Here is a 21,504-nt window from a genome sequence, read left to right on the forward strand (position 1 = left end):
GGGCGTCAAACCCCTCACGCTGCAACGAACTCGTTCCATTTCCTCACCATGTACTCGTTCTCGTCCATCACTGCGTTCCAGCACGCGATGCCGCCCATGCGCTGCTCGTAGCTGCCGCCGTCGCGCACCGAGCCGGTCTTGGCCAGCAGGTCGCCGTTGGGGCTCTTGATGTCCTGCGTGGCGGGCTTGCCTTCCATCCAGTAGGCCCACTCGTAGGACTCCATCTTGGCCTTGGCGGTCTCGAGCACGGCGCTGTAGTAGCCCTGGCGGTTGAGATACGCGCCGGCCCAGCCGTCGAGGAACCAGTTGATGAACTCGTAGGCGCCGTCGAGCTTCTTGCCCGAGAGCGTGGCCGGCAGGCCGAAGCCGGCGGCCCAGGCGCGGTAGCCCTCCTTGAGCGGCTGGAAGTTGCAGGCGATGCCCTTGGTGCGCACGGCCGTCACGGCGGGCGACCACATCGACTGGATCACGACCTCGCCCGAGGCCATCAGGTTGACCGACTCGTTGAAGTCCTTCCACAGTGCCCGGAACTGCCCGGCCTTCTTGGCTTCGATCAAGGTCTTGATCGTCAGGTCGATCTCCGCCTTGGTCATGTTGCCCTTGTCGGCGTATTTGTGGATGCCCTTGGACTCCACCACCATCGCCGCGTCCATGATGCCGATGGAGGGGATGTTCAGGATCGCGGCCTTGCCCTTGAACTCGGGGTTCAGCAGCTCGGCCCAGGATTCGATCGGGCGCTTGATCAGGTCGGGGCGGATGCCCAGCGTGTCGGCGTTGTAGACGGTCGGGATCAGCGACATGAACTGGGTCGGCGACTTCGCGAACACCTTGCTCTTCTCGCCCTCGAGAAAGATCACCTTCTTGGGCGCGGTGCCCTGGTCGCCCACTTTCTTGCCGGCCACTTCGCCCTTGGTGAAGAGCGAGGTGATCTTGTCGGCGTTCTTGATCTTCCTGGTGTCGATGCCCTTCAGGTTGCCGGTGGGCACGATCTTCTTGAGCGAGAAGTACTCGGTGTCGATCAGGTCGAAGCTGTTGGGCGCAGTGACGGCGCGCTTGGTGACGTCGTCGGTGGTGACGGCCACGTACTGGATCTCGATGCCGGTGTCGGCCTTGAACTTCTCGGCGATCGCCTTGTCCTGGTTGACGGCTGTGCCGAGGTAGCGCAGCACGATCTTCTCCTGCGCGTGGATGGCGGGGAACACGCCGGCCGCCAGGATGCCCGCGGTGCCCTGGAGCAGGGTGCGGCGCTGTACGCCCTTGTTGGTGGATGAATCGATCGGTTCGGACATGGTTTGGCTCCTGATGGTGCGGTGATGAATCTGGACAAATGAGCGGCGGCGATCAGGCCGCCATCGCCGCGAGTGCGGACAGGGGCGCAGGCCGCGACACCGGCCCGGCGGGCGGTTCGCCCTTGGGGCGGACGGCGCCGGGGCCCAGGGGACGCGCATCGGCCGGCGACCAAGAAAGGCACACGCCGTCGCCGACCGCATAGGGATGCATGCCGAAGGCCTTCTCCGACAACAGCACCGAGACGCCGCTGCGCTCCGGCGCCACGCTCGTGAGCCTGAGGCCCATCAGCACGTAGGTGCCCTGGTATTCGACGTCCGTCACGTGGGCTGCGAGGCCGGCTTCGCCGTTGGCGCCGGCGGGCGCGATCTGCATGTGGTCGTTGCGCACCGCGATCAGTCCCTCGGGGGTGTCCAGCACGTTGTGGCCCCCCATGAAGCGCGCGACGAATTCGCTGGCCGGATGGTTGTAGACCTGGTGCGGCGAGCCGACCTGCTCGATCAGCCCGTGGTTCATCACCACCATGGTGTCGGCCAGCGCCATCGCCTCCTCCTGCGAGTGCGTGACATGGATGAAGGTGAGGCCCAGCTCCTTCTGCCAGCGCCGCAGTTCGGCGCGCATCTGGATGCGAAGAAAAGGGTCGAGTGCCGACAGCGGCTCGTCGAGCAGCAGCACGCGCGGCTCGGTGATGAGCGCCCGCGCCAGCGCCACGCGCTGCTGCTGGCCGCCCGAGAGCTCGCCCGGCTTGCGCTCGGCCAGGTGCCCCATGGCGACGCGCTCGAGCAGGTTCGCCGCCCGCTTGTGGCGCTCGGTCTTGGAGACGCCCTTCATCTTGAGGCTGAAGGCCACGTTGTCGAGCGCCGAGAGGTGCGGAAACAGCGCGAAGCTCTGGAACATCATCGCAGTGCCGCGCGCCGCGGCGGGCAGGTTGGTGATGTTGCGGTTGTCCAGCAAGATGTCGCCGCCGGACACCGACTCGTGCCCCGCGACCATGCGCAGCGTGGTGCTCTTGCCGCAGCCCGAGGGGCCGAGCAGGCAGCAGTAGCTGCCGCTGGCGATGCGCAGATCGATCTGGTCCACCGCCGGCGGTGCGCCGGAGGCATAGCGCTTGGAGAGCGCGACGATTTCAACGGCTGCGGGCGGGAGGGCGGTGACAGCATCCATTGATGCCGACTTCGCAAGACATGTGCCAGCGGCCCCAGGTCTTCGCAGAACGCCCGTGCGCCGACTTGGTGCGCCGGTCATCGCGGCCATTGCGGCCAAGCACGGCGCCGGATGAAATGGCCGTGAGCTTCCACCACCGGCTGGTATCGATCCATGCCTTCCCCAACGGCAACGGACGCCATGCGCGCCTGATGGCCGATGAGCTGGTGCTGCGGCTTGCCCGTCCGCGCTTCACCTGGGGCAGCAACTCGCTGGTTGGAAGCGGCGACCCGCGCACCCGTTACCTCGACGCGCTGCGGGCCGCCGATGCGGGCGAGGTGGCGCCCTTGCTCCGGTTCGCGCGAAGCTGAGCGTTACAGCGGGTCGCTTCAGGGTGGTGCAAAGCGCGCGTTGGCCACGTTCCGGATCAGCGCCTCACGCTGGAGCCGCGTGATGCCGCGCAAGCCCTCGGCCACCGACTTGGCGCGTTCGCCGTCGATCCTGCCGTCGCGCTGCCACTTATCGACCGCCAGGCCCGGGTTGTTCAGCATCGCGGCCAGCCAGACCGCCTGGGCCGGCTCGAGGTTGCGCGCGCTGCGCTTGAAGTAGCGGCGCGCGGCGGCCTCGGCGCCGCAGAGATTGGGGCCCCAGGGCGCGTTGTCGAGGTAGAGCTGCAGGATGCGCGCCTTGCCCAGGGTCTGCTCCATCTCGACCGCATAGAGCAGCTCGCGCAGCTTGCGGTCGGCGCTGCGCTCGCCGCCGGTCGCGACCAGTCGCGCGAGTTGCTGCGTGAGCGTGCTGCCGCCGCGCTCCACCTGGCCGGCCTTCTGGTTGGCTTCGATCGAGGCGGTGAGCTCGGCCAGGTCGTAGCCGGGGTGGGTGAAGAAGCGCTGGTCCTCCGCCGCGATCACGGCGCGCGCGAGCCAGCTGTCGTTGGCCAGCCGCGCGGGCGCGCCGCAGCTGCTGCGGGCGTTGAGCATGGCCTCGGTGCCCAGGCCCTCGACCGTGAACTGCTCGATGCGCGGATGCAGCGAGAAGCTGCCGGCCGGCAGGTCGACCTGCGCGCGCAGGCCCAGCGTGCCGCCGATGCGGGCGCGCTGCAGCTCGGGCAGGCCGGGCGCCAGCACCGTGTACCAGCGCGCGATCGGCGCCTCGGGCGCATCGATGTGGAGCTGCAGGGTCTTCTGCGTGAGCCGGCCGTCCCAGCGAGCGCGCAGCACGTTGTCGCCTGCGACGGTGGACACCGTGGTCGCGGCGGGCGCCGCTTCGAGCATGCCGTTGAGCGAACCGGCATCGCGCCGCGCCGTGATGCGCAGGCTGTCGAGCCGGATCGGCGCGCTGCCGAGCGCCGGCACCGAGGCGCTGCAGGGCTCGCAGCGCAGTTCGAGCGTGGTGGTGGGCTCGTTCCAGCCGAAGCGGATGACGCCATGGCGCGTGTCGAGCGAACGGCCGTCGAGCCAGGGTGCGAACCACGAGGAGGTGGCGAGGCGGATCGCCGTGGGAACGCCGACGTTGAGGCTGAAGGGGCCCGTCTTGACGCGGGTCGGCCACTCGTCGGGGCCGGGCGCCAGCGCCAGTTTCACGACCAGGTAGATGGCCACCGCGGCCGTCAGCACCAGCGCCAGAAACGCAAAAAACAGGTAGAGCAGCGCTTTCTTCAAGAAATGTCTCTCACTCGATCGGTCTTGCCAGGGTCACAGCCTGCCAGGGTCCGTGGGATCGGCCGCTCACTGCGGCCCAGTACCAGGCTGAAGTGTCGGTGAAAGCCGTGCCTTCGGCGTCCACGATGCGCTCGCAAACGCGCAACTTTTGCGCGCCGGGGCCTTCGGTGACGAAACAACGCCACAGTCGGGCCTGGGCATCGCGCGAAAGGAGCGTCTGCTCGATGCGATAGCCGAGCGCGCGGTAGCAGTCGGCGGCCGGGTGCAGCATGCGGGTGGGCGCGTTGACCTCGCGCAGCACCAGCGTCTGTCGGCCGTCGGTCAGGCGTGCGATGGCGCCGGGAAAGCGCTCGGCAAAGCGCTGCTCGACCTCGCTCAGGGCCAGCGGGCGCAGCGCGGCGCCGTCCCATTGGCTGGGCCACTCGTGAAAGGCCGCGGCCATGGCCGGCGCGGCCTGCGGACGCAGCGCGAAGGCGGCCGACCAGAGGAGGCACAGGCCCATGACGAAGGCGAAGACCGCCTTGTGCGCGATGCGGTTGACGAAACGGTTGGCGAAGCAGCGTTCAAGAAAGGGCGGTGTCGACACGGCGACCTCCTGCGGAAGTGATCAGACCGGGGATGGCGGCGGGGACGAAGCGCTCCTGCGGCCGGCGCGCCGGTGCCATCGCCCACGCGATGCCGCCGCACACCAGCGCGAGCACGGCCAGGCCGAGCGCCTCGTGCAGCCAGGGCGCGAGCGCGAGGCCCGCACCTTCGAAGCCGACCAGCACGCTGTTGCGCAGGATGTTGCCGGTCAGCACCAGCAGGCCCACGGCCGGCAGCCGGCCCAGGAAGCCGCGGTCGCCGCGCCGGGCCCAGAGGGCCACCGCGCAGGCCGTGAAGTAGCCGAGCCAGACCATCTGCACGCCGGAGCAGGGTGCGTCGACGATCACCAGCCGGCCTTCGACGAGAAGGCTGGTGCCCTCGCGCGCCATGCTGAAACCCGGCGCCAGCAGCCAGCGGCTGGCTTCGGCCGTGATCACGCGCAGCGGGTAGCCGGCATAGAACTGCAGCGATGAGAGCAGCGGCAGTGCGAGCACCGCCAGGCCGACGACCGGCAGGGCTGCGACGCGCCTGGGCAAGAAGGCCAGCAGGCCTGCGGCCTGCGCCAGCACGGCGATCAGGCCGGCGGCGAGCGGCGGCAGCGCCGGCATCACGCCGGGCCCGGTGCGCAGCAAGGTCGCGGCCAGCGTGCCGGCGCTGGCCAGCGCGAGCCAGCCGAGCCGGGGCGCGGCGCGCAGCGAATGCCGAAGCCTCCAGGCCAGCACGGCCAGCGCCGCGAGCGCGAGCAGACCGAGCGGATCGTCGGAGCCGTCGCGCAGGCGTCGGGCCATCCAGAGCCAGGTCGGCGTCAGCGCAGCGGCCTGCAGCGCCAGCCAGGCGGCGGCCGGTGCGCGGTCGAGTTGGATGCCCCAGTCGAAGACGCGGGGATGGGTTTGGGCGAGCTGAGCGAGGGTCATGTCGCGGTCCTCAAGCTGTGTACCGGCGTGCGTCGTGGCGGCGTGCGCGGCGGCGCAGCATGGCCAGCATGGAGAGCACGACCGCGATCGCGCCCAGGGTTTCGGGTTCGGGCGTGCTCGGCACTGCGGCGCCCAGGCTCTGGCCCTGGCCCAGCGCCAGTTCGCTCACGCCCTTGGGCAACGGCTGCGGCTGGTCGACGCTCGTGGCGTCTTGTGGCGCCATGTTGCGCACCACCTTGTCGACCGCGATGAAGCTGGTGTACTGCGTGAGCAGGCCGTAGCGCAGGCCGAGATCGGTGATGCGCTGCTTGAAGGCGTCGCCGCCTTCCAGCGCTTCCTGGTCGCTCAGGCTCGCGATGCGGTGGCGAGCCCAGAGGCTGCGCAGCGCGGCGGCATCCTGGCGCGTCGCGTCGTCGATGCGCACTTCCTGGCGGTACGGGCCGTCGGCGCTTTGGCCCTCGATGATGACGCGGCCCTTGGCTTCGCCGCGCCACTTGCCGAACACGATCACTGGGCGTTCACCGAGCACGTCGGGCAGCGCCTGCGGCTCCACGTCGTACACGTCGAGGCCGCCGAAGGTGGCTTTCACATTGGTGAGCACCGGCGACTCGACCATGCGGCGGAAGCGCGCCGCCTGCTCCGGTGCCTGGATCGGGTCGGTGATGATGAAGGGCTCGCCCATGCCGGCGCGGGCCAGGCCTTCCATCAGGTGCCGGTTGACCGAGCTGCCGATGCCGAAGGCGAAGACGTTGGCACGGCCGAGGTTCTTGCGCACCAGCTCGAAGGCTTCGCGCTCGACCGTCACGTAGCCGTCCGTCACGACCACCACGGTGCGCGACACGTTCTCGGCCTTGGGCTCGGCATAGACGCGCTTCAGCGCCGGGATCAGCTCGGTGCTGCCGCTGCCGTTGTAGTTCTTGATGGTGGACAACGCCTGCTCGATGTTGGCACGCGTCGCGGGCACCGATTGCGGCGAGAGCATCCTGTTGCTGCCCGAGAACAGCAGCACGTTGAAGGTGTCGCTGGGACGCAGCCCGCCGATCAGTCTTTCGAGGACGACCTTGGCCGTGTCGAGCGGGAAGCCGTGCATCGAGCCCGAGATGTCGACCACGAAGATGTAGTCGCGCGGCGAGATCGCATTGGCCGCGACCGACTTGGGCGGCTCGACCATCGCGAGGAAGAAGTTCTCCGCGCCATTCCCGTCATTGCCGCCTTGGCCCCTGTAGAGCATGAGGCCCGACTCGATCTTCTCGCCGGCGAGCCGGTAGTCGAGCACGAAGTCGCGGTTGTTGGCGGGCTCGCCGCTCTGCGCAAGTGCGACGTCGGCGTGCTGGTTGTCGTTGTTCTTGCGGATGTCGATCGCGTGCGTGGCCGAGCGGATTTCCTTGATGCCGAGTGGCGTGTCGAGCGCGACCTTCAGTTTGAACGCGGTGTTCGGCGCCACGCCTTCGCGCAGCGTCGGCTGCGCCACCCACTTCGCATCCCTGTTCTGCGACTGCGGGCTGTTGTAGCGCGGCCCCACCACCGTCGGAAACACGAACTGGTAGTTGCCCGCCTGCGGCACCAGCAGTTCGGTGTAGCGCAGCTCCACCTTGACGTCGTCGCCCGGCAGGATGTTCGCGACGTTCATCTGGAACACGTTGGGCAGGTGCTGCTCCAGCAGCGCGGCGGTCTTGCCTTCCTTCTTCGCGTTGTCGTAGTCGATGCGCGCCTGCTGCTTCTCGCGGATCTGCGCGGTGATCAGGCGGTCGGCGAGCCGCACGTTGAGGCCGCCGACCGCGGCCTTGGTCGAACCCGGGAACACGTACTTCGCCTCGATCGCGCGCGAACCCTCGTTGCGGTAGGTCTGCGTGACGCGAACGTCGGCGATCACGCCCGAGATCTTCACGTCGACCTCGGTGTTCTTGAGCGGCAGGCGGTCGATCGAAGGGTCGTCGCTCTTGACGAAGAAGTAGGGGCTCTCGGTCGCGAGGCGCGGGCCGGTCGCTTCCTGCGCATGCAGCGGCCGGGCGACGAGCAGCAAGAAGCAAGTGCTTGCGAGACCCAGTGTCGCGAGCCAGAGCCAGCGGCCGGGACGGGTTGTGGTGGCTTCCATGGTGGTGATCCGGTGGTCGTGCAACGGTGCACGGCAGCCACTGTCGAGCGCGGACTCGAAGACAGTTGGAAGCCTGTTTGAAGCGAAAAGCGCTGTGTGAAGTCCGTGTGAAGTGCGCGGGAGGCCGCACTTCATATGCGCTTCGGATCGTGGCGCGAGCATCGCCGCATCGTCATCGACGAGGAGAGAACCCTCATGCTTCAGACACTTCGAAATTCCGTGCTGCTCAAGGTCTTCGGCCTCCTGGCCCTGACCCTGCTGTTGTGCATCCCGCTCGGCCAGATCGAATCGCTCAACCGCGAGCGCGGCCACAGCCAGCAGGTGGCAGCGCAGGAGCTCGCCGCCACCTATGCGGGCGCACAAACCGTGATCGGGCCCTTGCTGGTCGTGCCCTACGTGGAGCGCTGGATGGAACCGCTGCGCGACGCGCAGGGCCGAATCGTCGGCCAGGAAGGGCGCAGCAAGGAGCTGGCGCACCTGCTCTTTCCGGACAAGCTGCACATCGAGGGCAGCCTGGCGCCCCAGGAGCGCTATCGCGGGATCTTCAGGATTCCCTTCTACACGCTGAACGCGTCGCTGGCCGGCGCCTTCGCGGCCTTCGATGCGGCCGTGGTGCCGTCGAGCGAGAAGGGTTCGACGATCGAGTTCAAGCCGCCGTACGTGGCCTTCAACGTCAGCGACCTGCGCGGGCTCGACGGTTCGCCCGCGCTGCAGGTCGGCGCCGAGACGCTGCGCTTCCAGCAGCGCCTGCCTGGCCTGGCCGACGAGGCCTGGCTTGCGAGCGGCATTCATGCGCCGCTCGCAGGCAGCGCGCTGGCGGCATGGCAGGCGAAGCAGCCGCTGCCCTTCCAGCTCAAGCTCGGGCTGGTCGGTCAGGAGAAGCTGTCGATGGTGCCGATCGGCGAGGAGACCACGGCGCATCTGACATCGCCCTGGGCGCATCCGAGCTTCGGGGGCCGCTTCCTGGCTTCGGAGCGCACCGTGACCGATCAGGGCTTCGATGCGCGCTGGCGCGTCTCCTCGCTCGTGACTTCGGCGCGTGAGGAAGTGCGCGGCGGCATGAAGAGCGCCAAGGCGCCTGCAGCGCTGCAGAGCTTCGACGTCTCGCTCGCGCAGCCGCTCAACGTCTATTCGATGTCCACGCGGGCGGTGAAGTACGGCCTCCTGTTCATCGGCCTGGTGCTGATGGCGGCCTTCATGTTCGAGCTGTTCCGCAAGCTGCGTCTGCATCCGGTGCAGTACGGGCTCGTCGGTCTCTCGATCGCGCTGTTCTTCCTGCTCCTCCTGGCGCTGTCCGAAAAGGTGGCGTTCTGGCTGGCCTATGCCGGCGCGGCGGGTGCCAGCGTGCTGCTGCTGGCGGCGTACTTCAGCGCGGTGCTGGGCGGCTGGCGGCGTGGCGCCTCCTTCGGCGCCTATGTGGCGCTGCTCTACGGCGCGCTCTACGGGCTGCTTGCGTCGGAGAGCAACGCGCTGCTGCTCGGCGCCTTGCTGATCTTCGGCATGCTCGCCGTGCTGATGCTGGCGACGCGCAAGGTCGACTGGTATGCCTTGTCGACCGGAGGCGGCAAGACTGTCGCCGCTGCCGGAGCGCAGTCATGAAGCCCGGCTTGCGACGCCTTCTGTTCTGGAGCGCGACCGTGGCGGCGGGCGGCGCGGTCGCGCTGCTGTGCGCTGCCGGCATCGCCGTGGCGGTGATCTATCCGAAGCTGCCGGATGTCTCGGAGCTTTCCGACTACCGGCCCAAGCTGCCGCTTCGGGTCTTCACTTCCGACGGCGTGCTGATCGGCGAGTTCGGCGAAGAGCGGCGCCAGCTCATCCCGATCGCCGACATGCCCCGGTCGCTGAAGGACGCGGTGGTCGCGGTCGAGGATGCGCGCTTCTACGAGCATGGCGGCGTCGATGCCAAGGGCCTGCTGCGCGCGGTGCTCGCGAACCTGCGGCATGGCACGCGCCAGGGTGCGTCCACCATCACCCAGCAGGTGGCGCGCAACGTCTACCTGAGCTCGGAGCGCACGCTGACGCGCAAGATCTACGAGGCGCTGCTCGCGTTCCGGCTCGAAGAGTGGCTCAGCAAGGACCAGATCCTCGAGATCTACCTGAACCAGATCTTCCTCGGCCACCGCGCCTATGGCTTCGCCGCGGCTTCGGAGGTTTATTTCGGCAAGCCCTTGAAGGACATCACGCTCGCGGAGGCCGCCATGCTGGCGGGTGTGCCGAAGGCGCCCGATGCCAACAACCCGCTGAAGAACCCGCGTCGCGCGCGGGCCCGCCAGTTGTACGTGCTCGACCGCATGCAGGAAGTCGGTGCGATCACCGCCGCGCAGGCGGTGGAGGCGAAGAAGGAGGTGCTGCATCTGCGCGACCCTTCCGAGCCGAAGCGCCTGCATGCGGAATACGTGGCCGAGACGGTGCGCCAGTTGATGTACGCGCAGTACGGCAGCAGCATCTACACGCGCGGCCTCAAGGTCACGACCTCGCTCGTCGCGGCCGACCAGGCGGCGGCGTACAAGGCGCTGCGCCGCGGCATCATGGACTACGAGCGGCGCCAGCCCTATCGTGGTCCCGAGCGCTTCGTCGATCTGCCCGCCGATCCCGCCGAGCTCGACGATGCCGTCGATGAGGCCCTGGCCGAGCATCCCGACAACGACGACGTTCTCTCCGCCGTGGTGCTGCAGGCCGACGCGAAGGAAGTCAGCGCCGTGCGTGCCAACGGCGACCAATTGAGCATCACGGGCGAGGGCCTGCGCCTCGCGCAGGCCGGCCTGTCGCAGCGCGCGGCCCCGAACGTGCGCGTGCGGCGCGGCGCGGTGATCCGCGTCGCGAAGACGCCCAAGGGCGCGTGGGAGATCGTCCAGATGCCGGAAGTCGAAGGCGCCTTCGTTGCGCTCGACCCGCGCGACGGTGCGATCAAGGCGCTGGTGGGCGGCTTCGATTTCGGCAAGAGCAAGTTCAACCACGTGACGCAGGCCTGGCGCCAGCCGGGCTCGAGCTTCAAGCCCTTCATCTATTCGGCCGCGCTCGAGAAAGGCTTCACGCCGGGCACCATCGTCAACGATGCGCCGCTGTTCTTCGACCGGGCCGCGACCGGAAGCCAACCGTGGGAGCCGAAGAACTACGACGGCACTTTCGGAGGGCCGATGTCGCTGCGCCATGCGCTCGAACAATCGAAGAACATGGTCACGATCCGGGTGCTCGAATCGATCGGCCCGCGCTACGCGCAGGACTGGATCGGCAACTTCGGATTCGAGCGTGCGAAGCATCCGGCCTACCTGCCGATGGCGCTCGGCGCAGGCTCGGTCACGCCAATGCAGATGGCGGCCGCGTACGGTGTCTTTGCGAACGGGGGCTATCGCGTCAGCCCCTGGCTCGTGACGCGCATCACCGACCCCAAGGGCCAGGTGCTGGTCGAGGCCGAGCCGCCGGCGCGCGACGAAAGCGCGCGCGCCATCCCGCAGCGCAACGCCTTCGTCATGAGTTCGCTGCTGCAAAGCGTGGTCACGAACGGCACCGGTTTCAAGGCCTATCAGGCGCTCCAGCGCCGCGACCTCTACGGCAAGACCGGCACCACCAATGATTCGATCGACACCTGGTTCGCCGGCTTCCAGCCGAGCCGCGTCGGCATTGCCTGGATCGGCTACGACACGCCGCGCCAGCTGGGCGTTCGCGGCGAGACCGGTGGCAGCCTGAGCCTGCCGATCTGGACCGGCTACATGCAGGCGGCGCTGCAGGGCGTGCCGGTGGCCGAGCTGCCGGCGCCCGACGGCGTGGTGAAGGTGGACGGCGAGTGGTACTACGACGACTACGCGCCGGGCCGCGGCATCACCAGCCTGGGCATCGAGACCGGCCCTACACCGCCGGCCGAGGCGCTCGCCGCGGTGCCGGTCAGCGCGATGCCGCCGCCGGAGGAACGCAACCGGATCCTCGACTTTTTCAGATAGAGCCTTAGTGCGACGCCAGCGGCAGCGTGAGCGTCGCGAGCGCGCCGCCGCGCGGCGCGTTCGCAAGCTCGATGCGGCCGCGGTGCAGCGCCGCGATCTCTTTCACGAAGGCCAGGCCGAGGCCGGTGCTCTTCTTCTGGCTGTGCGGGCGCGCAAGCGAATAGAACTTCTCGAACACCTTGTCTTTCGCATAGTCGGGAATGCCGCGGCCGTGGTCGCGCACGGTGATGCGGGCCTCGCGCGCGCCGGCGTGCAGCGCGAGCGCGACCTCGGCGCCCGGCGGCGAGAAGTCGATCGCGTTGTCGAGCAGGTTGCTGACCGCGCGGCGCAAGAGGAAGGGATCGCCCTCGACGCGGACCTCGGTGTCGATCGCGACATGCAGGCGGATCTCACGCGCCGCCGCTGCGCCCTGGGCGCTCGCCGCCACTTCCCGCAGCAGCGGCGCCAGCGCGACCGGCTCGCTGCGCTCCAGCGCGCGCTGGGTTTCGAGCGCCGTCAGCTCCATCATGCGGTCGACGATCTCCTGGATGCGCTCGGTCTCGCTTGCGATGTTGGCGAGGAAGCGTTCGCGCTCGGCCTGGGGCATCGAGGGTTCCTGCAACAGCTCGGCCGCGCCGCGGATCGCCGACAGCGGGCTCTTGATCTCGTGCGTGAAGGTCTGCACGTAGTCGGCGACATAGCTGCGGCCGGTTAGCGCGTCGCGCATCTCGCCGAAGCCGCTGCGCAGCGTATCGACCGCGCGGCGCACCATGCGCGCGAGGCTCCAGCTGCGCTGGCTGCGCAGCCAGCGCAGGTAGTCGGAGATCAGGCCGAAGGGCCGCACCAGCCAGACCGACATGATGAGCGCCAGCACCAGCAGTGCGAAGGCCGAGCCGACGCCGACCCACAGCGTGCGGGCGCGTGCGTCCTCGACGAACTGGCCGAAGCTTTGCACCGGCTTGCCGACGCTGACCACGCCGACGATCTCGTTGTTCCAGCGTATCGGGGCAGCCGCGTACATCACGGAGGTCATCGGGTCGCCTTCGATGTCGCGCGAAGTGCGCGCGCCGTAGACGCCGGCCAGGGTGCGGCTCACGTCGCTCCACTTCGAGAAGTCGGCGCCGCCGCTGCGGCCGAGCGAATCGAAGAGCACGCGGCCGCTGCGGTCGGTGACGTAGATGCGCAGCTCGACGCGGCTCTTGTGCAGGTTGTAGATCTGGGCCGAGAACTGGCGCGCGTAGGCCGAGCGGAACACCGGCTCCAGCCGCGCGGTGTTGATCGCGCCGGCGATCACGTCCTGCTCGATCAGGCTGGCCATTAGCTGCGAGGTCTCGACCAGCGACTCCTCGGCCGACTCGCGGTAGCGCGGGTCGATGTCGGACACCACGCGGTAGAGCAGGAAGGCGATGCCCGCCGTGTAGATCAGCAGGATGCCGATGAAGATGCGGGTTCTGCGACTCAAGGGATGGCCCCCACGCTCGGCACTGCGTGTCCTCGCTGCCCCCCGAGGAGGAAGCTGCAGGCCGCCCGTCTGCGCGAAGCGCGGACTTCGCCGCGCTGGCGGCCCGTTGCCGGCCTGATGCTCATCTCCGATTCGCCGGCAGCTCTTCGTTGAGCGCATAGCCTGTGCCGCGCAAGGTTCGGATGGCCTCGACCTCCGGCGCGATGGCGCGCAGCTTGGCGCGCAGGGTCTTGACGTGCGCGTCGACCGTGCGGTCGAAGCTGTCGCTGGCATCGTCCCAGACCAGTCGCAGCAACTCGTCGCGTGTGAACACGCGGCCCGGGCGCTGGATCAGCAGGCGCAGCAGCCCGTACTCGTAGCGCGAGAGTTCGAGCAGGCGGCCGTAGTAGCGGATCTGCATGCGCTCGGCGTCGAGCGCGAAGGGCGTGGTGGGTGGAGTGGCCGCCGGTGCAACGGGCGTTGCCGGCATCGAGGCGCCATTGCCGCGCCCGCTGCGCCGCAGGATCGTGCGCACGCGCGCCACCAGTTCGCGCGGCGAGAAGGGCTTGGCGATGTAGTCGTCGGCGCCGAGCTCGAGGCCGACCACGCGGTCGATCTCGTCGCTGCGCGCCGTGAGGAAGAGCATCGGCACCTCGGCGCCGCCGGCTTCGCGGTTCAAGGCCTGCAGGCGCTTGAAGAGCTCGAAGCCGTTCATGTCGGGCAGGCCCACGTCCAGGATCGCGAGCGCGGGCGGATCGGCCGCGAACTGCGCGATGGCCTCCTCGGCCGTGGCGCACCAGACGGGCACGAAGCCGTCGGTCTTGAGCACGTACTGCAGGGTGTCGGCGATGCCCGACTCGTCTTCGGCGATCAGGATCCGGGGGTTGAAGGGCATGGGCCGGATGGTAGCCGGCCGGAACCTTTGCGCCGCAGCTCGAACGAACAGGGTCTTGCATTCTGGAGAACCGCACCGTGACCCCATCCGAAACCCGGGCCATCGTCACCCTCAGCCTGCTGGCAGCCTTTGTCGACGGCGAGAAGCACGAGCGCGAACGCGCCGAGATCAAGCGCATTGCCGAAGGACTCTCTGAGGCCGACGGCGTGCAGCTGCCGATGCTCTACCGGGACGTGCTGATGAAGCGCGTTTCGCTGCCTGCGGTGGCTGCTGAATTGAAGAGTTCCGAATCGAAGCAGCTCGCCTACGAGATGGCGGTCTGCGTCTGCGATGCCGACGGCACGCAGTCGGAGGCCGAGCGCATGTTCCTCGCCGACGTGCGCACTTCGCTCGGGCTTGATGCGCCGGCGGCGAAGCAGTTCGCGAAGGAGGCCGAGGAGATCGCGGCGGTGCCGCTGTCGACGGCCGTTGCCGCTGCTGCACCGTCCGCCACGGTCGACAACGCCGAGCTCGACCAGGCGATCCTCAACGCCGCGATCCTGAACGGCGCGCTCGAGCTGCTGCCCGAGACGCTCTCGACCATGGCCATCATCCCGCTGCAGATGAAGCTGGTCTATCGCATCGGCCGCGCGCACGGCTACGAGCTCGACAGCGGCCATGTGAAGGACTTCCTCGCCACGGTGGGCGTCGGCCTGACTTCGCAGTACCTCGAACAGGCCGGCCGCAAGCTGCTGGGCGGCCTGCTCGGCAAGGTCGGCGGCGGAATGCTGCGCGGCCTCGCCAAGCAGGCGGTGAGCTCGGGCATGAGCTTCGCGATCACCTATGCGCTGGGCCATGTCGCCAAGCGCTACTACGCAGGCGGCCGCACGCTGTCGACGCAGATGCTGAAGGAAGCGTATGCGAGCGTCACGCAGGAAGCGCAAGGCCTGCAGACGCGCTACCTGCCTGCGATGCAGGAGAAGGCGCGCACGCTCGATGCCGGCAAGATCTTGTCGATGGTGCGCAGCGCCTAGCTGGCCCCCACGCTCCGTCACTTCGTGTACTCGCTGCCCCCCGAGGGGGTGCAGGCCGCCTTGGGGCGGCCCGGCGCCGGCCTAGTGCAAATCGAAGCAGCAGCCCGCGTAGTAGGGCTTGTCGCCGCCGTCGACGAAGGGCACCTCGATCGGCTTGCCCTCGTTGCGCCAGGCGTCGCGCCGCTTGTAGCCGGATTCGGCGAGCTCGGCGAGGAGCTCGTCGTGGTGCTGGATCCGGTAGGGACAGACGGCAAAGCCGATGCTGTTGAGCGTGTAGAGCGTGCGCTCGGGATGCACCGCCGTCGTGTTGAGCACGATGCGCCGTGGCTTCACGGGCAGCGCGGCAATGATCTCGGACATGCGCGTCGGCAGGTACTGCAGGCTGCCCGAGGCGTAGAGCACGTCGCAGCCGCTCGCGTCGCGCCAATCGGTGGTGAAGCTGAGCTGCGCGCTGGCCTCGCGCTGCACCGCGAGCTCCCGGCCGCTCGCCACCACGTTAGGCACGTCGCAGACGGTCCAACGCAGGTCGGCAGGGTAGTTGAGCATGCGGCGGAAGGCGTAGTACTTGATGCCGACATGGCCGCCCAGGTCGAAGATGCTGCGCATGCCGTCGTCGAGCGCGCGGCCGAGCCAGAAGAGGCCCGGGTAGTCGTAGAAAGCGACCTGGTGACTGTAGAAGGCGTCCGCCGGGGCGTTGTCGTATCCGATGGCCTTGGAGGGCGGCGCGCCGGCTTCGGCAGCGGCGAAGCTCTCGAAGGAACCCATGAACAGGTTCTCTTCGCGGTTGTCCAGGAACTTGCGCCGGTAGGCAGCTTCGCGGACCGATGACGGCAGCAGATTCGACAGCATGGAAGCCTCTTTGCTCACGGTGGATGCAGCGCATATTTTGCACTTTGAAACAAAAGTATTCAACTGTTTCGTGCATTCTCGGTGTCGCCGGTCGGCATCCGGGCCGGGCCGGGGCTCACTGCGCCTGGTAGCCGGCGTTCTCGATCGCCACGATGATGTCCTGCCGCGGCTGATGGCTCAACACGTCGACATGGCCGGTTTCGAGATCGACCGTGACCTGCGCCTCGGGGTCCACCGTCTGCACCGCGTTCTGCACGGCGCTCGCGCAATGGGCGCAGCTCATGCCCAAGACCTGGAATTTCTGGCTCATCGTTGCTCCTTTCATGGGGATGATGCGCAAGTGTCAACCTTCTCACGTTGTCAATGTCCAGTACAGGGGCGCTCGTCCTTTGCCGTATCCTCGCCTGCGGCCCGCGGTAAGCCCCGGTAACGAACTCTCTTTTCCCTTTCCATGCGAATCCTGCTGGTCGAAGACGATGCGGTGCTGCGCGGCGTGATGCTGCGCAGCCTGGGCGATGCCGGACACCGCGTCGACGTGGCGGCGAATACCGAGGACGCCGACCACCTGTGGCGCGTGCAGCTGTTCGATGCGGTGCTGCTCGATCTCAGCCTGCCGGCAACGGCCAGCCCGACCAGCGGCCTCGCGAGCGGCCTCACCGTGCTGCGCCACGCACGCGCGCGCGGCGACCGCACGCCGGTGCTGGTACTGACCGCGCGCGATCGCACCGAAGAGCGCATCGCCGGCCTCGATGCGGGCGCCGACGACTACCTCGGCAAGCCCTTCGACCTGGCCGAGGTCGAGGCCCGCCTGCGGGCGCTGGTGCGGCGCGCACAGGGCACCGAGGACATCGCCACGCTGGGCCGGCTGCGGCTCGACCGCAAGGCGCGCCGTTTCTCGGTGGCCGGCGCGCCGCTGGACCTGCCGGCGCGCGAGTTCGAGGTCTTGTGGGAGCTGATGAGTCCGCCGGGCCGCACAGTCAGCAAGCGGGCCATGTCCGACAAGCTGTCGAGCTTCGATGAAGCGCTGGGCGACAACGCGCTGGAGGCCTTCATCTCGCGCCTGCGCAAGAAGCTCGCGGGCAGCGGCGCGGCGATCCGCACGCTGCGCGGCATCGGCTATCTGCTGGAAGCGGCCGAGTGAAGCCGGCGCCGCGCCGGGTGTCGGCGGGCGCGCCTTCGCTCACTTCGCGCGTGCTGCGGCGCGTGCTGCTGCCGCTGGCCCTGACCTGGCTGGTGGGCACCGCGGTCGCGGTGGCGGTGGCCGGCCACTTCACCGAGCAGGCCTTCGACCGCGCCTTGCTCGACGATGCCTATTCGGTGTCGGCCAACGTGGAGGCCGGCGAGCGCGACATCCAGCTGCAGCTGTCGCCGCGCGAGGTCACGAGCGTGCTGTTCGACCAGTCGGAGAAGGTCTACTTCGCGGTGCTGCGGCCCGACGGCTCGCGGCTCGCCGGGCACGCGGGCCTGCAGGCACCGGCGCCAAAGGAGGGCGCGCGCTATCGCTTTTCCGATGTGAACTACGAGGGGCAAGCGCTGCGCGCCGTGGTGTTGAACCATGACGCGCCCAAAGCCTTCCGCGTCGTGATCGCGCAAACCACGCGCGCCCGCGCCGCGCTGGTCGAACGGCTGCTGCTCTATTCGCTGGCGCCGCAAGGTGTGCTATTGGCGCTTCTGGCCGTGTGGCTGTGGCGCGGCATCGAAGGCGAGCTGCGTCCACTCGGCGAACTGCGCCGGACGCTGGACCAACGCGATGCCCACGACCTGGCGCCGGTGCCGGTGGCACGCAGCTCGCGCGAGCTCGAACGCCTGGGCGAGACGCTCAACGCCCTGTTCGAGCGCTTGGGCCACAGCGTGCGTGCGCAGCGCGAGTTCGCGGGCAACGTGGCGCACGAGTTGCGCACGCCGCTGGCCGGCATCCGCGCGCTGGCCGACTACGGCCTCGCGCAGCAGGCCCCGGCCGTGTGGCGCGAACAGCTGCAGCACATCGCCGCCAGCCAGGCGCGCGCCAGCCACCTGGTCGACCAGCTGCTCGCGCTGGCGCTGGCCGACGAGGCCCGCACCGGCCTGCAGCGCGCGCCGCTTCGGCTCGACGAGCTGGTGGAGCAGGCGGTGCTGCGCCATCTCGCGCGCGCCGATGCAGAGGGCGTGGATCTGGGCGCGCTGGGTCTCGACCAGCCGGTGACGGTGCAGGCCAATGCGGCGCTCGTCGAAGGCATCCTCGACAACCTGATCGACAACGCGCTGCGCTACGGCGGCCGCACCATCACCGTCGAGCTGGCGGGCCGCACGCTCGGCGTGGTCGACGACGGCCCCGGCATTGCGCCCGAGGTGCAGCGCGACCTGATGCAGCGCTGGTCGCAAGGACCGGCCGGGCAGAAGCTGGGGCAGGGCGCCGGCCTCGGGCTCGCGATCGTGGCGCGCCATGCCGCGCTGCTGGGCGCCGAGCTGCGCTTCGACAAGGCGTCCGAAGCGGGCGGGCTGCGGGTCAGCGTGGCCTTCGCGCCGAGCCCGCCCGGGGACGATCAGCCCAGCGCCGGATAGTCGATGTAGCCCTTCGCGCCGCCGCCGTAGAAGGTGTTCTTGTCCCAGGGATTGAGCGGCGCGCCCTCGCGCAGGCGGCGCACCAGGTCGGGATTGGAGATGAAGGGCTTGCCGAAGGCCACGAGGTCGTCGCCTTCCTTCAATGCCTCTTCGGCCAGCGGCTTGTCGTAGCCGTTGTTCACCATCCAGGCGCCCTTGCCGCCGGCCTGGCGGTAGGCGGCCTTGAGGGCTTCGTAGTCGAAGGGGCGGTCTTCCAGCTCGCGCGGGCCGCCGGTGGCGCCCTCGACGACGTGGATGTAGGCCAGCTTGAGCGTGGCGAGCTGTTTCACGACGTACTCGAAGAGCGGCTGCGGATTCTCGTCGTGCACGTCGTTGGCCGGCGTCACGGGCGAGATGCGGATGCCGGTGCGGCCGCCGCCGACCGCGTCGACCACGGCACGCGTCGCTTCGAGCAGCAGGCGGGCGCGGTTCCCGATGCTGCCGCCGTAGTCGTCGCTGCGCTTGTTGCTGCCGGTCTTGAGGAACTGGTCGAGCAGGTAGCCGTTGGCGGCATGCACCTCGACGCCGTCGAAGCCGGCGGTCTCGACGGCGTTGCGCGCGGCGGCGGCGTAGCCGTGGACGATGCCCGGCAGCTCGCCCGCGTCGAGGGCGCGCGGCTCGGAGGTTTCGACGTAAGTGGGAACGCCGTCCTTGATCAGCACGGTCTTGGTCTTGGCCGTGATGGCCGAGGGCGCGACCGGCTGGCCGCCATCGGGCTGCAGCTCGTTGTGCGAGACGCGGCCCACGTGCCAGAGCTGGACCACGATCTTGCCGCCCTTGGCGTGCACCGCATCGGTCACGCGCTTCCAGGCTTCGAGCTGCTCGCTGCCGTAGAGGCCGGGCACGTCGGCATAGCCCTGGCCCTGCTGGCTGATCGCGGTGGCTTCGGTGATCAGCAGTCCGGCGCTGGCGCGCTGCGCGTAGTAGGTGGCCGCGATATCGCGCGGCACGGCGTTGGGCGAGCGGTTGCGCGTGAGCGGCGCCATGACGATGCGGTTGGCCAGCTTCAGGTCGCCGGCCTGGATGGGGTCGAAGAGGGAGGACATCGGTTCTGCTTGTTGGGGTGGATGAATAGCGCGAACGGTAAACCGGCGCGCCTAACCGCGCTGCCACGGGGTTGTCGGTTTGCTGCTAGGGGATGCAGCAGAATGCCCGCACTCCATGACGATGCATTCCGCCACGCTCACGCCCGCGCAGGCCCTGCGCCTCGCGCTTGCGTTGTCGATGGGTGCCGCGGTCTCACTCGGCATCACGCGCTTTTCTTATGGCTTGCTGCTGCCGCCGATGCGCGCGGATTTGGGCTGGAGCTACACGCTGGCCGGCGCGATGAACACCGCGAATGCGGCCGGCTATTTGCTGGGCGCATTGATGACGCCGGCCTTGATGCGGCGCCTCGGGCCGCTGCGTCTGCTGGTCTGGGGTGCGGTGTGGGCCAGCCTGTTCATGGCGGCCAGCGGCTTCTTCACCTCGGCCTCGGCGCTGCTGTTGCAGCGCTTGCTGGCCGGGCTGGCGAGCGCCTGGGTGTTCGTCGCGGGCGGCCTGCTGGCGGCGCGGCTCGGGACGCTGCAGCCGTCGCGCGCAGGCCTTCTGCTGGGCCTGTACTACGGCGGCACGGGCTTCGGCATCACCTTGTCGGCGCTCCTGGTACCGCCGGTGCTGCACGCTGCCGCGGGCGAAGCGCATGGCTGGGCCTGGGCCTGGTGGGCGCTGGCGCTGGCGAGCTTCGCGGGGACGGCCGTGCTGGGGTACGCGGCGCATGCGATGCCGAGCGAGGCGCGTGCACCCGCTGCGCCGGCGTCCGCGCACGAGGCGGCCGCGCAGCCCGCGCGCGCAGTACGTCGTTTCGGCTGGGCGCTCGCGGGCTATGCGCTCTTCGGCGCCGGCTACATCGGCTACATGACCTTCGTGATCGCGCTGCTGCGCGAGCAGGGCGCGAGCCCGGCGAACATCACGATGTTCTATGCGCTGCTCGGCGTCGCCTGCGTGGCTTCGGCGCGGCTCTGGGCCGGCTTGCTGGATCGCTTTCATGGCGGCCAGCCGCAGGCGGTGCTCAATGCCTTGCTGGGCATGGCAACCCTGCTGCCGGTGCTGAGCGCCGCGTGGCCGGTGACGCTGGTCTCGGGACTGCTGTTCGGCGCAGTGTTCCTGTCGGTGGTGGCCTCCACCACCGCGCTGGTGCGCCACAACCTGCCGGCCGAACAATGGGCCACCGGCATCAGCGCCTTCACGATCATCTTCGCGCTGGGGCAGATCGTGGGGCCCACCGTGACTGGCTGGATCTCCGACGGGCCGGGCGGCCTGGCGCGCGGCCTGGTGGCCTCGGCGATCACGCTGTGGGCCGGGGCTGCGCTCGCCTCGCGGCAGCGGCCGCTGCTGCTTACTTGAGCAGGCCTTCGGTCTTCATGGCTTCCTGTACGGCCGGGCGGGCGCCGACGCGTGCATGCCAGGCCTGCACATTCGCGTAGGGCGAGATGTCGACGCCGGTCGGCTTGGTCCAGTTGGTGACGGTGAACAGGTAGCCGTCGGCCACCGTGAAGTGCTCGCCCATCAGGTAGTCCTTGCCTTCGAGCTCGCCGTTGAGCCACTCGTAGCGCGACTGGAGCTTGGTCCTGAAGATGGCCTTGGCTTCTTCGGGCATGTTGGGGTTGAACATCGGCGAGTAGGTCTTGTGAATTTCGGTGCCGATGAAGGTGAGCCACTCCTGCAGCCGGTAGCGCGAGAGCGTGCCGCTGGCGGGGGCGAGGTTCTTGTTCGGCGCGAGGTCGGCGATGTACTGCACGATGGCCGGACCTTCGCGCAGGCGCGTGCCGTCGTCGAGCTCGAGCATCGGCACGTAGCCGAGCGGGTTGATGCCGTAGTAGTCGGTGCCATCCTGCAGCTTGTGGCTCTTGGTGCTGGCGAGCACGGGTTCGAAGGCGAGGCCGGCTTCGCGCAGCGCGATATGGGGCGAGAGCGAGCAGGCGCCCGGCGAGTAATACAGCTTCATGCGAAAAACTCTCCAATGGATGTTCGGGAAACGTTCTTTCTTGCAGACGCGAGGCCGATGCTAGCGGGTTCGCCGCGAGCGCGTTTGTCCTACGGGGCCTTGGGCGCGGCGACTATCGGGCCGGCCGGCGCGCCTTTC

The 21,504-nt window shown here is 68.9% G+C and carries 19 protein-coding genes; 7 read left to right on the forward strand and 12 right to left on the reverse strand.

Translation table 11 applies throughout. From position 1 onward, the window contains the following. Positions 1–14: 14 nt before the first annotated feature. Complete coding sequence (locus ACSQ9A_RS00105; RefSeq protein ID WP_093107017.1) at positions 15–1,289, reverse strand: ABC transporter substrate-binding protein; 1,275 nt, start codon at positions 1,287–1,289, stop codon at positions 15–17. A 52-nt stretch (positions 1,290–1,341) separates the two neighbouring features. Beyond that, entirely contained in the window at positions 1,342–2,451 is a 1,110-nt protein-coding gene (locus ACSQ9A_RS00110; protein ID WP_436302240.1) for an ABC transporter ATP-binding protein, read from the reverse strand. A gap of 20 nt (positions 2,452–2,471) precedes the next feature. Here ACSQ9A_RS00110 and ACSQ9A_RS00115 point away from each other — a divergent pair, with 20 nt between their 5' ends. Next, positions 2,472–2,801, forward strand: coding sequence for a Fic family protein (locus tag ACSQ9A_RS00115; RefSeq protein ID WP_436306227.1), 330 nt, complete (start codon positions 2,472–2,474; stop codon positions 2,799–2,801). Between the two features lie 18 nt (positions 2,802–2,819). Here ACSQ9A_RS00115 and ACSQ9A_RS00120 read toward each other — a convergent pair whose 3' ends face one another. Genes ACSQ9A_RS00120 through ACSQ9A_RS00135 form a run of 4 tightly spaced genes read right to left on the reverse strand, consistent with a single transcriptional unit; the run spans position 2,820 to position 7,685 of the window. Further along, positions 2,820–4,091, reverse strand: coding sequence for a biosynthetic peptidoglycan transglycosylase (locus tag ACSQ9A_RS00120; RefSeq protein WP_436302241.1), 1,272 nt, complete (start codon positions 4,089–4,091; stop codon positions 2,820–2,822). Between the two features lie 10 nt (positions 4,092–4,101). Beyond that, a complete protein-coding gene (locus ACSQ9A_RS00125; protein ID WP_436302242.1) occupies positions 4,102–4,677 on the reverse strand; it encodes a hypothetical protein in 576 nt (191 codons plus the stop codon). After that, positions 4,655–5,590: an exosortase Q gene (gene xrtQ / locus ACSQ9A_RS00130; protein WP_436302243.1), complete on the reverse strand. Its 936-nt coding sequence runs from the start codon at positions 5,588–5,590 to the stop codon at positions 4,655–4,657. Before xrtQ ends, ACSQ9A_RS00125 begins: the two co-directional genes overlap by 23 nt. 10 nt (positions 5,591–5,600) lie before the next feature. Next, the gene (locus tag ACSQ9A_RS00135; protein WP_436302244.1) at positions 5,601–7,685 is read right to left on the reverse strand and encodes a VIT and vWA domain-containing protein; all 2,085 of its coding nucleotides are present in this window, start codon (positions 7,683–7,685) and stop codon (positions 5,601–5,603) included. 195 nt (positions 7,686–7,880) lie between these two features. Here ACSQ9A_RS00135 and creD point away from each other — a divergent pair, with 195 nt between their 5' ends. After that, a complete protein-coding gene (gene creD / locus ACSQ9A_RS00140; RefSeq protein WP_436302245.1) occupies positions 7,881–9,284 on the forward strand; it encodes a cell envelope integrity protein CreD in 1,404 nt (467 codons plus the stop codon). Beyond that, on the forward strand, positions 9,281–11,623 hold the full coding sequence (locus tag ACSQ9A_RS00145; RefSeq protein WP_436302246.1) for a penicillin-binding protein 1A: 2,343 nt from the start codon (positions 9,281–9,283) through the stop codon (positions 11,621–11,623). The genes creD and ACSQ9A_RS00145 overlap by 4 nt, the downstream gene beginning before the upstream one ends. A 4-nt stretch (positions 11,624–11,627) precedes the next feature. Here the strand turns inward: ACSQ9A_RS00145 and creC are convergent, their stop codons facing one another. Both creC and creB read right to left on the reverse strand, forming a co-directional pair. Beyond that, complete coding sequence (gene creC, locus ACSQ9A_RS00150; RefSeq protein ID WP_436302247.1) at positions 11,628–13,064, reverse strand: two-component system sensor histidine kinase CreC; 1,437 nt, start codon at positions 13,062–13,064, stop codon at positions 11,628–11,630. Positions 13,065–13,185: 121 nt separating this feature from the next. Beyond that, complete coding sequence (creB, locus tag ACSQ9A_RS00155; protein WP_436302248.1) at positions 13,186–13,938, reverse strand: two-component system response regulator CreB; 753 nt, start codon at positions 13,936–13,938, stop codon at positions 13,186–13,188. A 77-nt stretch (positions 13,939–14,015) separates the two neighbouring features. Between creB and ACSQ9A_RS00160 the strand changes: the two genes are divergently transcribed. After that, on the forward strand, positions 14,016–14,951 hold the full coding sequence (locus tag ACSQ9A_RS00160; protein WP_436302249.1) for a YcjF family protein: 936 nt from the start codon (positions 14,016–14,018) through the stop codon (positions 14,949–14,951). Positions 14,952–15,032: 81 nt separating this feature from the next. On the opposite strand, the gene ACSQ9A_RS00165 is transcribed toward ACSQ9A_RS00160, so the two are convergent. Together ACSQ9A_RS00165 and ACSQ9A_RS00170 are read right to left on the reverse strand one after the other, a co-directional pair. Continuing rightward, positions 15,033–15,800 (reverse strand): TIGR04325 family methyltransferase, encoded by a 768-nt coding sequence (locus tag ACSQ9A_RS00165; protein WP_436302250.1) that lies wholly within the window; start codon positions 15,798–15,800, stop codon positions 15,033–15,035. 115 nt (positions 15,801–15,915) lie between these two features. Beyond that, a complete protein-coding gene (locus tag ACSQ9A_RS00170; RefSeq protein WP_093106988.1) occupies positions 15,916–16,110 on the reverse strand; it encodes a heavy-metal-associated domain-containing protein in 195 nt (64 codons plus the stop codon). Positions 16,111–16,251: 141 nt separating this feature from the next. On the opposite strand from ACSQ9A_RS00170, the gene ACSQ9A_RS00175 reads away from it, so the two are divergent. Together ACSQ9A_RS00175 and ACSQ9A_RS00180 are read left to right on the forward strand one after the other, a co-directional pair. Next, positions 16,252–16,941, forward strand: coding sequence for a response regulator transcription factor (locus tag ACSQ9A_RS00175; RefSeq protein ID WP_093106985.1), 690 nt, complete (start codon positions 16,252–16,254; stop codon positions 16,939–16,941). After that, positions 16,938–18,341 (forward strand): sensor histidine kinase, encoded by a 1,404-nt coding sequence (locus tag ACSQ9A_RS00180; protein WP_436302251.1) that lies wholly within the window; start codon positions 16,938–16,940, stop codon positions 18,339–18,341. The genes ACSQ9A_RS00175 and ACSQ9A_RS00180 overlap by 4 nt, the downstream gene beginning before the upstream one ends. Here the strand turns inward: ACSQ9A_RS00180 and ACSQ9A_RS00185 are convergent. Beyond that, positions 18,323–19,426 carry an alkene reductase gene (locus ACSQ9A_RS00185; protein WP_436294804.1) on the reverse strand — a complete coding sequence of 368 codons (1,104 nt, stop codon included), beginning with the start codon at positions 19,424–19,426 and terminating at the stop codon, positions 18,323–18,325. The genes ACSQ9A_RS00180 and ACSQ9A_RS00185 overlap by 19 nt on opposite strands. Positions 19,427–19,541: 115 nt before the next feature. Between ACSQ9A_RS00185 and ACSQ9A_RS00190 the strand changes: the two genes are divergently transcribed. Beyond that, positions 19,542–20,765, forward strand: coding sequence for a YbfB/YjiJ family MFS transporter (locus ACSQ9A_RS00190; protein WP_436302252.1), 1,224 nt, complete (start codon positions 19,542–19,544; stop codon positions 20,763–20,765). Here ACSQ9A_RS00190 and gstA read toward each other — a convergent pair. Then, positions 20,758–21,366 (reverse strand): glutathione transferase GstA, encoded by a 609-nt coding sequence (gene gstA / locus ACSQ9A_RS00195; protein WP_436302253.1) that lies wholly within the window; start codon positions 21,364–21,366, stop codon positions 20,758–20,760. The two genes, ACSQ9A_RS00190 and gstA, sit on opposite strands and share 8 nt — an antisense overlap. Positions 21,367–21,504 lie beyond the last annotated feature (138 nt).

Origin of the sequence: Variovorax sp. LjRoot290 (assembly GCF_964253985.1) — a bacterium.
Classification (GTDB): domain Bacteria; phylum Pseudomonadota; class Gammaproteobacteria; order Burkholderiales; family Burkholderiaceae_C; genus Variovorax.